The organism is Corynebacterium sp. A21, assembly GCF_052266655.1.
In the GTDB taxonomy this organism is placed as follows: domain Bacteria; phylum Actinomycetota; class Actinomycetes; order Mycobacteriales; family Mycobacteriaceae; genus Corynebacterium.
Genome location: NZ_JBQPQY010000001.1, coordinates 685293 through 700624, shown reverse-complemented (window position 1 = coordinate 700624; position 15332 = coordinate 685293). Strand labels below are relative to the sequence as shown.

General features: G+C 63.2%; 11 protein-coding genes and 1 pseudogene. 10 read left to right on the top strand and 2 right to left on the bottom strand.

Features of this window, described 5'->3' with window-relative positions; translation table 11 throughout:
- Positions 1 to 269 precede the first annotated feature (269 nt).
- The 5 genes from mptB to ACTU46_RS03105 all read left to right on the top strand — a co-directional run bounded on the left by mptB (position 270) and on the right by ACTU46_RS03105 (position 6135).
- Entirely contained in the window at positions 270 to 2045 is a 1776-nt protein-coding gene (gene mptB / locus ACTU46_RS03125) for a polyprenol phosphomannose-dependent alpha 1,6 mannosyltransferase MptB (RefSeq protein ID WP_443378856.1), read from the top strand.
- A gap of 39 nt (positions 2046 to 2084) precedes the next feature.
- Positions 2085 to 3050, top strand: a complete 966-nt coding sequence (locus ACTU46_RS03120) for an ABC transporter ATP-binding protein (RefSeq protein WP_443378853.1) — start codon at positions 2085 to 2087, stop codon at positions 3048 to 3050.
- Positions 3051 to 3054: 4 nt separating this feature from the next.
- Positions 3055 to 3834, top strand: coding sequence for an ABC transporter permease (locus ACTU46_RS03115; protein WP_443378850.1), 780 nt, complete (start codon positions 3055 to 3057; stop codon positions 3832 to 3834).
- 80 nt (positions 3835 to 3914) lie between these two features.
- Positions 3915 to 4931 carry a COX15/CtaA family protein gene (locus tag ACTU46_RS03110; RefSeq protein ID WP_443378847.1) on the top strand — a complete coding sequence of 339 codons (1017 nt, stop codon included), beginning with the start codon at positions 3915 to 3917 and terminating at the stop codon, positions 4929 to 4931.
- Between the two features lie 241 nt (positions 4932 to 5172).
- Positions 5173 to 6135, top strand: a complete 963-nt coding sequence (locus ACTU46_RS03105; RefSeq protein WP_443378844.1) for a quinone oxidoreductase family protein — start codon at positions 5173 to 5175, stop codon at positions 6133 to 6135.
- 97 nt (positions 6136 to 6232) lie between these two features.
- Here ACTU46_RS03105 and ACTU46_RS03100 read toward each other — a convergent pair whose 3' ends face one another.
- Complete coding sequence (locus tag ACTU46_RS03100; RefSeq protein ID WP_443379440.1) at positions 6233 to 7192, bottom strand: heme o synthase; 960 nt, start codon at positions 7190 to 7192, stop codon at positions 6233 to 6235.
- A 482-nt stretch (positions 7193 to 7674) separates the two neighbouring features.
- Between ACTU46_RS03100 and tkt the strand changes: the two genes are divergently transcribed.
- The 5 genes from tkt (at position 7675) to pgl (ending at position 14423) form a co-directional block, all read left to right on the top strand.
- Positions 7675 to 9768, top strand: a complete 2094-nt coding sequence (tkt, locus tag ACTU46_RS03095) for a transketolase (RefSeq protein ID WP_443378841.1) — start codon at positions 7675 to 7677, stop codon at positions 9766 to 9768.
- 106 nt (positions 9769 to 9874) lie between these two features.
- The gene (gene tal / locus ACTU46_RS03090; RefSeq protein WP_443378838.1) at positions 9875 to 10957 is read left to right on the top strand and encodes a transaldolase; all 1083 of its coding nucleotides are present in this window, start codon (positions 9875 to 9877) and stop codon (positions 10955 to 10957) included.
- A 15-nt stretch (positions 10958 to 10972) separates the two neighbouring features.
- Entirely contained in the window at positions 10973 to 12607 is a 1635-nt protein-coding gene (gene zwf, locus ACTU46_RS03085; RefSeq protein WP_443378836.1) for a glucose-6-phosphate dehydrogenase, read from the top strand.
- A 60-nt stretch (positions 12608 to 12667) separates the two neighbouring features.
- On the top strand, positions 12668 to 13609 hold the full coding sequence (locus ACTU46_RS03080) for a glucose-6-phosphate dehydrogenase assembly protein OpcA (RefSeq protein ID WP_443378833.1): 942 nt from the start codon (positions 12668 to 12670) through the stop codon (positions 13607 to 13609).
- Between the two features lie 52 nt (positions 13610 to 13661).
- Positions 13662 to 14423, top strand: a complete 762-nt coding sequence (gene pgl, locus ACTU46_RS03075; RefSeq protein WP_443378830.1) for a 6-phosphogluconolactonase — start codon at positions 13662 to 13664, stop codon at positions 14421 to 14423.
- A gap of 618 nt (positions 14424 to 15041) precedes the next feature.
- Here the strand turns inward: pgl and ACTU46_RS03070 are convergent.
- Positions 15042 to 15155: pseudogene (locus ACTU46_RS03070) on the bottom strand (IS3 family transposase); the annotation flags it as partial.
- Positions 15156 to 15332: the final 177 nt, after the last annotated feature.

The following is a 15332-nucleotide window of genomic DNA, read 5'->3' as shown; positions in this document are numbered from 1 at the left end:
AGTCTTCACCTCCCAGATTTTCCGGGCCGCCCAGGCCCCTGTTATTTCGGCTCTCATCATTAGACAACACTAGTGTGCCCTAATTCTATTCCCTTGTCCAACGTGTGCACCCGAATGCAACACCCTTCCCCAAGAGCGTCAATGAGCCACCTCCAACCTCGACTTTTCCTTTCCCCAGACACTCTCCGGGCGAGGGGAGCAGGAAATCTTGGCGGGTGTGCGGAGAATCTTGGCGGGCGTGACAAGGCAGGTCCGTCGGCCTGCGTAGGATGTGGCCTGTGCAACCATCAGACCCATTGCTCCGGAGGATATGGCGGACACTCACCCGCGACCTGCCACGAATCGGTACCGCGGGCTCCCGTTCCGCCGAACTGCATCATGAGCCGATGGTGCAAGCCACCTCTGTGCCTGCCGTGTCCACCGTCGATCGCCACACGCCGGAGAGTGGCTCCGACACCGTCCCGGCCGATGGTCCCGAGAATCTCCCCACCGAGCCAGACCGAGAGCTGGCCGGACCGGACCTGACCCGCTTTACGGTGCTGCGCTGGATCGGCACCGTTGGTGCCCTGATGCTCGCTTTCGGCGCCTTGGGTGCCGGAGCCCTTCCGGTGGTCGACAATCCTTATCAGTACTATCCGGGCGGCTCCCTGATGTCGCGAATGCTGCAGACCTCCTCAATGGTGGTCCTGGTGGGCGTCGGCCTCCTGGTGGTGGCCTGGATTTTCATGGTCCCCTACGTGGGGGCACCACTCCGGCACCACTCCCAACTCCGGGGCACCGCGACCATCTCACAGCTGCGCCGCACCTTCATTGGCTGGACCCTGCCAATTATCTTCACTGCCCCACTGTTCACCCAGGACATCTATTCCTATCTGGCGAATGGCTCGATCGTCCTCCAAGGACTGGACCCTTACTCTGCGGGCCCGGTCGCACTGCTGGGGACGGAGAACCCACTGGCACGCTCGGTGCCTTTCATCTGGTCACAGTCGGCATCCCCCTATGGCCCGGTCGCACTGGGCCTGGCCGCTCTCATCAGCGGATTAACCAATGACTCCATCTTGCTCGGCGTCCTGGCACATCGTGTCCTTTCCCTGGCGGGCGTTCTGGTGGCGGGCTGGGCCGTGGTCATGCTGGCCAAACGCTGCCGGGTCAACCCCTCCGCCGCCTTCTGGCTGGGCATCCTCAATCCACTCACGATCCTGCATCTGGTCGGCGGCATCCATAATGAATCGGTGCTGCTCGGCTTCGCCCTGTTGGGGCTCGAGGTCGGCCTACGCGGGATTGACCATCTCAATGATGCACACCGAAACAAGGGCCTGGCCCTCATCGTCCTGTCTGCCGCCTTGATTTCCTGTGCCGGAATGGTCAAGGTCACTGGTTTCCTGGCACTGGGCTTCGTGGGTATGGCACTTGCCCGACACCTACATCAGCGTGGCCACGCCCGCTGGTCCGCCATCGGCTTGGCCGTCCTCTGCCAGATCCTCATCCTCACCCTCACCATCGCGGCGTTCACCCTGCTCTCCGGCATCGGCCTCGGCTGGATCACGGGACAGGGTGGCGCGGCCTCCATCCGGAGCTGGATGTCGGTGACCACCGACTCCGGAGTCATCGCCGGCTGGCTGGGCATGCTGCTCGGCCTGGGCGATCACACCGCCGCCATACTGGTGATCACCCGGGCGGCAGGAGTGGCCGTGGCCGGCGCGTTCATTGTCCGCATGCTCTTCGCCACCTTCCGCGGAACAATTCACCCGGTAGGTGCGCTGGGAGTGTCAACTTTTGTGCTGGTCATCCTCTTTCCCGTGGTGCACCCCTGGTACATGTTGTGGGCGATCGTTCCCCTGGCGGCGTGGGCCAACCGACTCTTCTTCCGGGTCTGCGTGGTGGCCTATTCCGCGGCCTTCAGCTTCTTTGTGCTGCCCCGGGGCCTGGCCCTCCCGCCAGATACGGTGGTCGCGATCTATGTGGGGGCGGCCGTGAGCTTCGTCATCATCGGGGGGCTGGGCTGGTGGCTATTAAGAGTTCGGGCGCCCCTTGTCCTAGACTAACTGTCTGTGACTGCTCAATCGGACGTTCAGGGCGGGCCCGTGCACCAACTTACGGATGACCCCGCGGTTGCCCCCGCACTGGAGTTGCGTGATGTTTTCAAGCGCTTCGGATCCACCACGGCAGTAGCCGACCTGAATCTCAGGGTCGAACAGGGCGAGGTCTTCGCCCTCCTCGGCCCCAACGGCGCCGGCAAGACCACCACCATCGAAATGTGCGAGGGATTCCAATCCCCCAGCTCCGGCAGCATCAGGGTGCTCGGGGTGGATCCCACGAGAGATCCCGACCAGGTACGGCGTCGCACCGGCATCATGCTTCAGGGGGGTGGCTCCTATTCCGGTGTCCGCGTCGGCGAAATGCTACACCTGGCGGCGTCCTACAATGCCAACCCGCAGGATCCCGAGTGGCTGCTCGAAGTCGTCGGCCTGCAGGAGCAGCGCCGCACCACCTATCGCCGCCTCTCCGGCGGCCAGCAGCAGCGGCTTTCCCTCGCGCTGGCGCTGATCGGCCGGCCGGAACTGGTGTTTCTCGATGAGCCGACCGCCGGTATGGATGCCCAATCACGGCTGCTGGTCTGGGACTTGATCGCCCAGCTGCGCCGGGACGGGGTCAGCGTCGTGCTGACCACCCACCTGATGGATGAGGCGGAGGCGTTGGCCGACCGCATCATGATCATCGATCATGGCCGCACGGTTGCCGCCGGCACCCCAGCGGAGCTGACCAATGGCGATGCCGCCGGAATTCAGACGCTGAGCTTGACCACGGAGCAGGCCTTGGACACCCCGCTTATCGACGCCGCGTTGGCCACCGCTGGCTTCCAGATCCCCGCCCTCCAGGCGATCCGCCCACTGCACTACACCCTGCCCACCGCGGCGACCCCGCCGCTGCTGGCGGCGCTCACCGCGGCCGTCGCAAAGCAGGATGTACTGATCCGCCGGCTGGAGGCCGACCACCGTAATCTCGAGCAGGTCTTCCTCGAGCTCACCGGCAAAGAACTGAGGAGCTAATATCTTGAGCGCCAACAATTCCACGGCTTTTGCCCCGGGGACCTTCTCCCCGGATCCCCGATCAGCCCCGACCGGGCGGATGATCGCCGCGCAGGCCCGCATCGAGTCAAAGCTCTTCCTCCGCCATGGCGAACAGCAGCTGCTGAGCATGATCATTCCTTTCGCCATGCTCCTCGTGCTCGCCAAGGTTCAGATCCTTGATACCGACAAGCCGATCGACGTGGCCTTCCCGATGATCCTGGCGATTGCCGCCATGAGCTCCGGATTCACCGGCCAGGCCATCGCACTGGCCTTTGACCGCCGATACGGTGCTCTGAAGCGCACCGGCGCATCCGGTGTCCCCGCCTGGACGATCATCCTGGGCAAGGCCGCCGCAGTGGTGACGATGGTGCTGATCCAGACCATCCTGCTGGGTGGCACCGCGCTGGTCCTGGGCTGGCGGCCCGATGCTCTCGGCATCATGGTCGGCGCCCTGACTCTCATCATCGGTGTGGCGAGCTTCTCCTCCCTCGGCCTGCTGATGGGTGGCACCTTGAGCTCCGAGGTGGTGCTGGCCCTGGCGAACCTGATCTGGGTGATCCTCTGCGGCCTGGTCGGTTGGGTAATGATGGCCCAGGGCCTGCATGATGCCGGCTGGGCCAACCTGATCCCCTCGGTGGCGCTGGCCTCGGGCCTGACGCTTTCCTTCGAGGGTACGATCCCCTGGATCCAGTTGCTGATCCTGGCAGTCTGGCTGCTCCTCGCGTCGGTTGCGGCCACCAAATGGTTCCGCTTCGCCGCCTAAATCACACGGTGGCCTAAGCCACTGTCAGTCCCCGGAAGAGATTGTCATTGTGGCTGGCAGGAGGGCTAGACTCAGGAATTATGAGTACCGCGACTACCTCTGCCTCAACCGATAACCCAGCCCCCAAAACACCGTGGATCCCCACCCTGCGGATCCAGCGGATCGCCGCCTTCATCCTGTTGCTGGCACAAGGCGGCATCACCGTCACCGGCAGTATCGTCCGGGTGACCGGCTCCGGTCTCGGCTGTGACACCTGGCCGTTGTGCCATGAAGGCTCCCTGGTCCCCCAGGCAGGTGCCGCACCGTGGCTCCACCAGGCGATCGAATTCGGCAACCGCATGCTGACCTTCGTGGTCGCGGCCGCCGCCATCATCCTCTTCTTCCTGATCATGCGCGCCAAGCGCCGCACCGAAATCGTGGTCTATTCTGTCATCTCCGGTGTGGGCATCATCGTCCAGGCGGTGCTCGGCGGCATCTCGGTACTGATGGACCTGCACTGGTGGACTGTGGCTATCCACTTCCTCCCCTCCATGGTGCTGGTGTGGGTCGCTGCGCTGCTCTATACCCGGCTCGCCCAACCCGATGACGGCACCCCGACCCGCGCCTTCCCTGCCTTGATCCGGGTGATGACCCTGATCTCCGTCATCTCCCTGTCCGTGGTGCTGGCCACCGGCACGATGGTCACCGGTGCCGGCCCGCACTCCGGTGATGATGGCGTGGGCATGGAGGGCCGCCTAGAGGTGGACATCGACTGGATCGCCCACGTGCACGGCTACAGCATGTACGTCTACCTGGCCTTCACCCTGATCATTGTCGCAATGCTCTTCTGGAAGAAGGCCTCCACCGGTGCCAAGCAGACCGGCTGGGTCCTGATCGCGATGATTCTGGTCCAGGCTGGCATCGGCATCGCCCAATACAACCTCGGTGTGCCCCGTTGGTCTGTTCCCGTCCATATCGCAATGTCCTCCGTCGTCGTGGCCTTCTCGGCCTTCCTCTACTCCCACGGCATCCTCCGCCAGGGTGGTTCAGAGCTGCGTACCGGCTCCACCGAAGGTGATGAGCTTCTCCACCGGCGTGAGGCCACCCTCACGCAGTAGCAGACCTTCCTGCGACAGACGCCACAACAGCTGCACCCCGCATCCAGGTATCGGCAACCTGGATACGGGGTGCAGCTGTCCCGGTGCCACAAGCCTCGCCCGGAAAGCCTGGAAAGTCGAGGTGCCCGGGAAGATAGGCAGGGCACTCGCATCCTGAATTAGTCGGCCGGAATCCGGTGCCACCCGGTGGATCACCCACAATCGGCCACAGCCGGAGTCGAAGTTCATTAGCCTTGAGCATATGAAGGCAATTCAAATCTCAGAGACAGGTGGCCCGGAGGTTCTGCAGCTTCGGGATATTGACCCCCCGACCCCGAATGACGATCAGGTACTCATCGCGGTGGATGTCGCCGGTGTCAACTACATCGACACCTATTACCGCGAAGGCATCTACCACGCCGCCACACCCTTCGTGCCGGGATTGGAAGGTACTGGTCGGGTGCTGCATGATCCGCAGGGCACCATTGCGGCAGGCACCCTGGTGGCCTGGATGGACGCCTTCGGTTCCTATGCCGAGCAGGTCTGTGTCGCCAGGGACCGACTCGTCGCAGTCCCAGAGGGCATCGATCCCCTGGTCGCCGGAACAATGCTGCTGCAGGGCATTACCGCGCACTATCTCACTCACGGGGTGCATGATCTGCAGGAGGGTGAGTCTTGCCTGATCACTGCCGGCGCCGGTGGTGTGGGTCTGCTGGCCACCCAGATGGCAGTGGCAAAGGGCGCTCGGGTGTATTCGGTGGTCTCCACCGATGAGAAGGCCGAGTTGGCGTTGGAGGCTGGTGCCACGGAGGTCTTCCGCTACTCCGAGGGGCTGGCCGAGGCGGTTCGCCGACGCAATGGCGGGGTCGGGGTGGACGTGGTCTATGACGGCGTCGGCAAGGAGACCTTCAATGAATCCCTGGAGGCCGTTCGCCCTCGTGGCCTCGTCTGCCTCTTCGGTGCCGCTTCTGGCCCGGTGGGGCCCTTTGACCCGCAGCTGCTCAATACCCACGGCTCGATTTTCCTCACTCGGCCATCCGCCGGCGCCTACACCGCCGGTGAGGGTGAGTTCGCGATGCGTGCCCAAGCTATCACCCAGGGCATCGTGGAGGGCACCCTGAATTTCCGGATCGGCGGGGTCTACCCGCTTGCCGATGCCGCGCAGGCCCACCGTGATATCCATGCCCGAAAAACCACCGGTTCAATCGTGCTGCAGGTGAGTTAGCTCCCCGTCCCGACACCACCCGCAATCAGGTCAAAACCGGGAGGGGCCGCCGAATTTTCGGCGGCCCCTCCCGGTTTATCTATTCAGCTATCGGGGATCAGAAGAACGTGGTGTTCCAGCCCAGCATCATGCCGATGGTGTCCCAGTTGAAGACCGCATCCACGGACAGCGCCACGAAGACCAGGGCGAGGTAGTTGTTGGAGAGGATGAACAGCTTCAGCGGCTTGACCTCGCCGCCCTTCTTGATGCCGTTGTGCAGCGTGATGGCGCTGAGCAGGAACCAGATTCCACCGCCGATGGAGGCGACCAGGTAGATCCATGAGGTGGCGGGGATCAGCAGCAGGGAGACCAGGACGGTGGCCAGGGTGTACCAGACGATCTGGCGGGTGACCTCGACGGGGGTACGCACCACCGGCAGCATCGGTACACCGGCGGCGGCGTAGTCATCCTTGTACTTCATGGCCAGTGCCCAGGTATGCGGCGGTGTCCAGAAGAAGACGATGAGGAACATCACGATGGCCTGCCACCACTGGTCGGGGACCTCGGCGGGCAGGTTGTCAGTGATTACGGCCCAGCCGACGACCACGGGCATGCAGCCTGCGGCACCGCCCCAGACGACGTTCTGAGAGGTGCGGCGCTTCAGCAGCTTGGTGTAGACGAAGATGTAGAAGGCGATGGTGACCAACACGAAAATCGCGGCGCTCAGTGAGTCACATAGGAGCCACAGCCACAGGAAGCTCAGGACGGTCAGCACCCAAGCGAAGATCGTGGCGTCCCGGTTGGAGACGGTGTGCTTGACCAGCGGCCGGGCTCGGGTTCGACCCATCTTCTGGTCGATATCGGAATCCTCCACCATATTGAAGGTGTTGGCTGCTGCGGCGCCCATCCAACCACCGATCACGGTGAGCAGGATGAGCGTGATGTTATTGGCGCCACGTTCCGCCTGCAGCATCGCAGGGATCGTGGCCACAAGGAGTAGTTCGATCACCCTTGGTTTCGTCAGCGCAATATAGGCCTTGATGGTGTCCAAGGGTTGATTCCTCCAACTTTCAGTGATTCTTTGTATCGCAGTGCTGCGTCGTCATTCCGGGGTTCTTCACGACTGAAGTCGCTCCGAAAATACCGACCCAGACCCGGCGCGCGCTCGCGTCGACGGGCTTCTGCGGCGCTCCACCGGTACAGGTGCGGAGCGTGCTGACCCAGTAGTCGGCTGCGATGCCGGAAAAGTTCCCGGCCCCCTGAGACCTGCCAGTGAAGTCTCATATACAGCTGTTCCATGCTATCCGCTCAGCTCCCGCATTCCACAATCCCCCGCCGCCTTGATCTCCCCTGGGCGACCGTGGGTAGCCGCACATCACCCAAAGTAGTGGTATCGATGTCACAGCCCGGGACCAAAAACAACTATGGTGGTACCCGACGCAGATTTTCGGATGGCACGTCCCAGCGACCCGGGTCCGTCGGAATTTTTCCGAGGCCCAAAATGTTGGTATCACCAAACCGGAATTTTCCAGCAACTAGAACTTGTGAGGTATCACCATCGTGACCCTGTCGCCCGATCTTCAGGCCTTGACCGTCCGCAACTACCCCGCTGATTGGACCGAGGTAGACACCAAGGCGGTTGACACCGTCCGTGTGCTTGCCGCCGATGCGGTCCAGAACTGCGGTTCGGGCCACCCGGGCACCGCGATGAGCCTGGCTCCCCTGGCTTACACCCTGTACCAGCGTGTGCTCAACCATGATCCCGCCGAGAAGAACTGGGCTGGCCGCGACCGCTTCATCCTCTCCGCCGGACATTCCTCACTCACCCAGTACATCCAGCTTTACCTGGGTGGTTTCGGGCTCGAGCTTGAGGATCTCAAGGCGCTGCGCACCTGGGGGTCACTGACCCCGGGCCACCCGGAGTACGGCCACACCGATGGTGTGGAGATCACCACAGGCCCGTTGGGGCAGGGTCTGGCCGCTTCGGTGGGCATGGCCATGGCCGCCCGCCGCGAACGTGGTCTGCTGGACCCGGAGGCTCCGGCCGGCGACTCCCCCTTCGATCACTACATCTATGTCATCGCCTCTGACGGCGATCTCCAGGAGGGAGTGACCGGTGAAGCCTCCTCCCTCGCCGGCACCCAGCAGCTGGGCAACCTGATCGTCTTCTGGGATGACAACCGCATTTCCATCGAGGATGACACCCAGATCGCCTTCACCGAGGATGTCGTCGCCCGTTACCAGGCCTACGGCTGGCAGACCATCGAGATCGAGGGCGGCGAGGACGTCGTGGCCATCGAGGAAGCTGTGGCCGCAGCCAAGGCCGACACCTCCCGCCCGACCTTCGTCCGCGTGCGCACCATCATCGGCTTCCCGGCCCCGACCATGATGAACACGGGTGCCGCCCACGGTGCCGCCCTGGGTGAGGAAGAGGTTGCCGCGACCAAGCGTGAGCTTGGTTTCAACCCGGAAACCCATTTCGATGTGGCTCCCGAGGTTCTGGCGCACACCCGTTCCCTGGCCGAGCGCAGCGCCACCAAGCATGCCGAGTGGCAGCAGCGCTACGATGTCTGGGCCGCGAAGAACCCGGCGGGCAAGGAACTCCATGACCGTCTGGTCAAACACGAACTGCCGGCCGATTTCGCTGCTGAGCTGCCGAGCTGGGAGCCGGACGCCAAGGGCGTAGCCACCCGTAAGGCCTCCGAGGCCGTGCTGCAGGCTCTAGGCAAGACCCTGCCGGAACTCTGGGGCGGCTCGGCTGACCTGGCTGGCTCCACCAACACCATCATCAAGGACTCTCCCTCCTTCGGCCCGGAGGCCATCACCACCGACATGTTCTCGGCCACCCCTTATGGCCGTAACCTGCACTTCGGTATCCGTGAGCACGCCATGGGTTCGATCCTCAACGGCATCGCGCTGCACGGCGGCACCCGCCCCTACGGTGCCACCTTCCTGATCTTCTCCGATTACATGCGTCCCGCTATTCGCCTGGCGGCGTTGCAGGGCACGGATGCCTACTATGTCTGGACCCATGACTCCATCGGGCTGGGCGAAGATGGCCCGACCCACCAGCCGGTGGAGCAGCTGACCACCCTGCGTGCGATCCCGGGGATGTCCATGCTGCGTCCGGCTGATGCCAACGAGACCGCTGCTGCCTGGAAGAACGCCCTGCTCTACACCGCCGGCCCGAAGGGTCTGGCGCTGACCCGTCAGAACGTCCCGGTGCTCGAGGGCACCAAGGAGAAGGCCGATGAGGGTGTCCGTCGTGGCGCCTACGTCCTGGTCGAGGGTTCCAAGCAGACCCCGGACGTGATCCTGATGGGCTCCGGTTCCGAGGTGCAGCTCGCCGTCGAGGCCGCCAAGCAGCTCGAAGCCGAGGGCACCGCCGCCCGCGTGGTCTCCGTGCCCTGCATGGACTGGTTCGCGGAGCAGGACGCAGAGTACATCGAGTCGGTGCTGCCGAAGGCTGTCACCGCCCGTGTCTCCGTCGAGGCTGGCCTGGCCATGTCCTGGCACCGCTGGATCGGTGACCGCGGCCGTGCCGTGTCCCTGGAGCACTTCGGTGCCTCCGCCCCCTACCAGCGTCTCTACCAGGAGTTCGGCATCACCACCGAGGCTGTTGTCGCTGCCGCCCAGGATTCCTTGAACTCCTAGCAGCTCGCCCTGACCCCCGCCCCATCAGCTCAAGCCCCACTTGATCGGGGCGGGTTTCGATTCCCCGCTATCCCTTCAGTAGTCCCCAAGAAAAGGAAGATTTCACATGTCCCACATTGACACCCTCGCTGAACTCGGCACCTCCACCTGGCTCGATGATCTCTCCCGCGACCGCATCACCAGCGGCAACCTGGCAGAGGTCATCAAGGAGAAGTCCATCGTCGGCGTGACCACGAACCCGTCCATCTTCGCTGCTGCCATGAGCAAGGGCACCGCCTACGATGCCCAGATCGCGGAGCTCAAGACCGCCGGTGCGGCGGTAGATGAGGCTGTCTTCGCGATGTCCATCGATGATGTCCGCGATGCCTGCGATATTTTCGCCCCGATCTACGAGCGTTCCGGCGGCAAGGACGGCCGCGTCTCCATCGAGGTCGACCCGCGCCACGCCGCCGAGTACGAGGCCACCATCGCCCAGGCGCGTGAGCTCTGGGCCAAGGTTGACCGCCCGAACGTGATGATCAAGATCCCCGCCACCCCGGAGTCCATCCCCGCGATCTCCGACGCCCTGTCCGAGGGCATCAGCGTCAACGTGACCCTGATTTTCTCGGTCTCCCGCTACCGTGAGGTCATCGGCGCCTACATCGACGGCATCAAGCGCGCCGCCGAGAACGGCAAGGATGTCTCCAAGATCCACTCGGTGGCTTCTTTCTTCGTCTCCCGCATGGACTCCGAGGTGGACAACCGTCTCGAGGCCATCGGCACCGAGGAAGCCCTGGCATTGCGCGGCAAGGCCGGCGTGGCCAACGCCCAGCGCGCCTACTCCGTGTTCACCCAGCTTTTCGACGGCGCGGAACTGCCGGCCGGCGCTAACGTCCAGCGTCCGCTGTGGGCCTCCACCGGTGTGAAGAACCCCGACTACCCCACCACCCTCTACGTCTCCGAGCTAGCAGGTCCGGATACCGTCAACACCATGCCGGAGAAGACCATCGACGCCGTACTCGCCGAGGGCAACCTCCACGGCGTAACCCTTTCCGGTGATGTCGCTGAAGCCGAGCAGGTGCTGCGTTCCCTCAGCGAGGTCGGCATCGACCTCGAGGACGTCTTCGCGGTCCTCGAGCGCGAGGGCGTCGAGAAGTTCGTGGCCTCCTGGGTCGAACTGCTCGACTCCATGCAGGCCCGCCTGGCCTAGTCTCCTTCCGGCCCCATGCTCTCTCTTGAGGGTGGGGCCGGTCCTCACTCTTTTCTCCGCTCATCCTTCCTTCCCTCAAAGGACACCGCATTGTCTGAGCTGCACACCGATTCCGATTCGCCCGAAACCTCCTGGGTCAATCCGCTGAGTGACCCACACGACAAGAGACTGCCCCGGATCGCCGGACCCTCCGGCATGGTGATCTTCGGTGTCACCGGAGACCTGGCACGACGCAAGCTGCTGCCGGCGGTCTACGACCTGGCCAACCGCGGTCTGCTGCCGGCCGGCTTCACCCTCATCGGTTATGGTCGGCGGGATTGGAGCAAGGAAGACTTCGAGGCCTATGTGATGGAGGCGGTGCACGCTGGTTCGCGTACCAAGTTCCGCGAGCATGTGTGGGAGCGCCTGGCCGAGGGCATGCACTTCGTCTCCGGAAACTTCGACGATGACGCGGCCTTCGACACCCTCTCAGAGACCCTCGCGGAGATGGATGCCACCCGTGGCACCGGTGGCAACTGGGCCTACTACCTCTCGGTGCCGCCGGACTACTTCGCCGACGTCTGCCACCAGTTGCAGCGTTCGGGTCTGGCGGAGTCGCGGGAAGATGCCTGGCGAAGAGTGATCATCGAAAAGCCTTTCGGCCACAACCAGGAATCAGCCCGCAAGCTCAATGCGCTTGTCAACGCGGTCTTTCCCGAGAAGTCGGTCTTCCGCATCGACCACTACCTCGGTAAGGAGACGGTGCAGAACATCATGGCGCTGCGCTTCGCCAATCAGATCTTCGATCCGATATGGAGCGCCCATTATGTCGATCATGTGCAGATCACCATGGCGGAGGACATCGGCCTGGGCGGCCGGGCCGGCTACTACGACGGTATCGGTGCCGCCCGTGATGTGATCCAGAACCACCTGATTCAGCTGCTCGCCCTGATCGCCATGGAGGAGCCGGTCTCCTTCTCCCCGAACGAACTGCAGACCGAAAAGATCAAGGTGCTGCGCGCCACCAAACCGGTGTACCCGCTGTCCAAGACCACCGCGCGTGGTCAGTACACCTCCGGTTGGCAGGGATCCACCTTGGTGAAGGGGCTCCGTGAGGAGGAGGGCTTCGACCCGAAGTCCACCACCGAAACCTTCGCCGCCTGCACCCTGGAGATCTCCTCCCGCCGCTGGGCCGGTGTCCCCTTCTATCTGCGTACCGGTAAACGACTGGGCCGTCGTGTCACCGAGATCGCCCTGGTCTTCAAGGAGGCCCCGCACCAGCCCTTCGCTGAGGGAATGACCAGTGCGATGGGCAACAATGCGGTGGTCATCCGGGTGCAGCCGGATGAGGGTGTGCTGATGCGTTTCGGCTCCAAGGTGCCGGGTTCAACCATGGAGGTCCGTGACGTCAACATGGACTTCTCCTACTCAGAGGCCTTCACCGAGGAGTCCCCGGAAGCCTATGAGCGGTTGATCCTCGATGCCCTGCTGGATGAGTCCAGCCTCTTCCCCACCAATGAAGAGGTCGAGTTGAGCTGGGAGATTCTCGATCCGGTACTCAACTACTGGGAGGATCACGGCCTGCCCGATGAATACGAGGCCGGAACCTGGGGACCGGAATCCGCCAATAAGATGCTGGCGCGCACGGACCGCCATTGGCGACGCCCCTAGGACCTACCCGAACTCTTTCTGCGATCTCCACCACTCGAATCTTGAGTCTGAAAGGCCCTCATGATCATTAAGCTTCCCGATACCACCACCCGGAAAATTTCTCAGGCGCTGCTGGAATCCCGGGACAATGCACCCCAGGCCAGTGGCCGAGTGCTCACCCTGATCGTCGTCGCCTCCACCAATGACGATGTGGAGGAGATCATTTCCGCCACCGAGAACGCTGCCCATGAGCACCCCGCCCGGGTGTTGGTCATGCTGACCGGCCCCGCCACCGGTGAATCCCGACTCGATGCCGAGGTGCTGGTCGCAGGAGACTCCGGGGCGGCGGAGATGGTGGTGATGCGGCTCAAGGGTGAGATCGCCGGCCACCTGGAATCCGTGGTCACCCCGCTGCTGCTGCCCGATACCCCGATCGTCGCTTGGTGGCCCTCTGCCGCACCGGCCAACCCCTCCGAGCACCCGATCGGCCGGATTGCCCAGCGCCGCATCACAGATGCCCTCAATGACACCCGCTCGCTGGTGCTTTCGGCCCGCCGGGAGAATTACTCCCCCGGCGACTCTGATCTGATCTGGTCCCGCATCACCCACTGGCGAGGCATCGTCGCTTCATCGCTGGAGCAGCGGCCCAAGGGGATCCTCCGGGCCCGGGTCTATGGCCCCTTAAACCATCCCAGTGTCGATATCGCCGCCGGTTGGCTGGCGGACCGCCTCGGGGTGGAGATCATCCGTACCTCCACTGAGGCCGCGGAAGAAGATGCCGCCCGGGAGGCCGGACACTTCATGATCTCCCGACTCGAGCTGGAGCAGGAAGATGGCGTCATCGTCGTCTCGGTGGTGGATTACCGCACCATCTGCCTCAGTGTGCCCGGCCGTCCTGATTCCCTGGTGGCATTGAGCCGCCGCGGAATCGCGGAATGCCTGGCCGAGGAAATGCGTCACCTGGATCCGGATACCGCCTACGCCCACGCACTTCGCGGTCTCGGCCAGCTGACTCGCCGCTAGGCACTTATTCTCTCCTTTATGCAGCCCCTAAAACGACGAAAGGTCTCCTTCCATGGTCGCTCTCGCCCGTGTTTCTGATCTTGATGCCCTGATCAACGCCGCCTCCCGCCGTTTCGTGGAAACCATCAGCCACCTGCAGACCTCCGGTCGTCGCCATGGCGATGGTCTGGTGCGGGTCGTGCTCACCGGCGGCGGCGCCGGTATCGGCCTGCTACAGGAATTGACGCGTCTCGACGCCGCCGCTGAGGCCCAGTCCGAAACCTTCCCCACCTTCAGGGTCGACTGGTCCCGGGTCCATGTCTTCTTCGGCGATGAGCGCAATGTGCCGGCCTCCCACCCGGACTCCAACGAGGGTCAGGCCCGCGCAGCCCTGCTCGACCATGTCAACATCCCGGCGGAGAATATCCACAGCTATGGTCTGGGTGAGAAGGACCTGGATGACGCTGCCCTGGAGTATGAGCAGCTCCTCCAGCGCTATGCTCCGAATGGTTTTGATCTTCACCTCCTGGGCATGGGCGGAGAGGGACACATCAATTCACTGTTCCCCCACACCGATGCCGTGCGCGAACAGGAGAAGCTGGTCATGGCGGTGAAGGATTCCCCGAAGCCCCCGGCAGAGCGGGTCACGCTGACGTTGCCCGCCATCAACACCTCAGGCCGGGTCTGGCTGCTGGTTGCCGGTGCGGAGAAAGCTGAAGCCGCCGCCGCAGTGTTGCGCAGTGCGGAGTCGGTGGACTGGCCCGCAGCCGGTGTCGCCGGCTCCGTAGAGACCGTGCTCTTCCTTACTGATGATGCGGCCGGCGAGAACAAGTAACTCGCGGTAGGTATGCCCCGGACTCCCCACCTCAGCTTAATTAGCGGGTGGGGAGTTTTTCCTGTGCAGACCACTTATCGACGGTCGCGGAGACGATGCCACTGGCATCTCACCGGGACGCAACAGCGCGCCGGCAGCAGCCACCAATCCCCGGACACCGTCTCGACCGAGGCTTTCGGAGGTGACCACGTCGGAGACACTCCTATAATCTGCCATTGCCACCCCGGTTAGCGTGGAACACAAGGCAATCAGCCACCTCGCTTCGCAGCGTGCGAACGATCCATAAACCTACTCCACCAGATCGGAAATATAGGTGGAATCCATCGCGCATGTCAGCACTCGACGGGAATGCCCATCCCGTGATCACAGACAATTACAACCGGCACTCACCGGTGTGTTCGTGTTCTATCTTGACCCCTGTGTCCAGCAGACCTGCGCCCAGAGTTAACTCGCGGGCGGCATCCGTGCTCAGCTGTTCGGGTCGATGACCAAGCGGGCGGCTTCCTGCCGGTATTTCGGGGGTAGATCCCTCCTTCGTGCTCCTGACTGGTGATCATCCTTATCTCAACAGGCTGCGGCCCATCACCATGGGATGCCCACCACTCGAGGATCAACCCCAACCTTGCGTTTCTTCGAATAGCCGAACGCCTTCAGCGAGCGCATCATCCTCGCAACCCGCTTGTGATTTACGGGGTCATGATCCTGCTGGTCTTTGAGTTCGGCCGTGATCCGGAAATCACACACCGCAACTGACCTCTGGACCAGCACTGATGTCGCCGAGAGAGATTTTACCTGTTTCGGTCCTTTCATCCTTATCCCTTCCATGGCGTGTGTCCTACTGTGGAAAAACACTTGGGCGCAGCCACGAAAAACTTCCCTGGCAAGCCGAACAGGTCGATGGTGCCTCGC

Coding starts and splice junctions, on each gene's coding strand:
- mptB (WP_443378856.1), top strand. CDS start 270: ATGTGGCCTGTGCAACCATCAGACCCATTGCTCCGGAGGATATGGCGG.
- ACTU46_RS03110 (WP_443378847.1), top strand. CDS start 3,915: ATGAGTACCGCGACTACCTCTGCCTCAACCGATAACCCAGCCCCCAAA.
- ACTU46_RS03105 (WP_443378844.1), top strand. CDS start 5,173: ATGAAGGCAATTCAAATCTCAGAGACAGGTGGCCCGGAGGTTCTGCAG.
- tal (WP_443378838.1), top strand. CDS start 9,875: ATGTCCCACATTGACACCCTCGCTGAACTCGGCACCTCCACCTGGCTC.
- zwf (WP_443378836.1), top strand. CDS start 10,973: ATGCTCTCTCTTGAGGGTGGGGCCGGTCCTCACTCTTTTCTCCGCTCA.
- ACTU46_RS03080 (WP_443378833.1), top strand. CDS start 12,668: ATGATCATTAAGCTTCCCGATACCACCACCCGGAAAATTTCTCAGGCG.
- pgl (WP_443378830.1), top strand. CDS start 13,662: ATGGTCGCTCTCGCCCGTGTTTCTGATCTTGATGCCCTGATCAACGCC.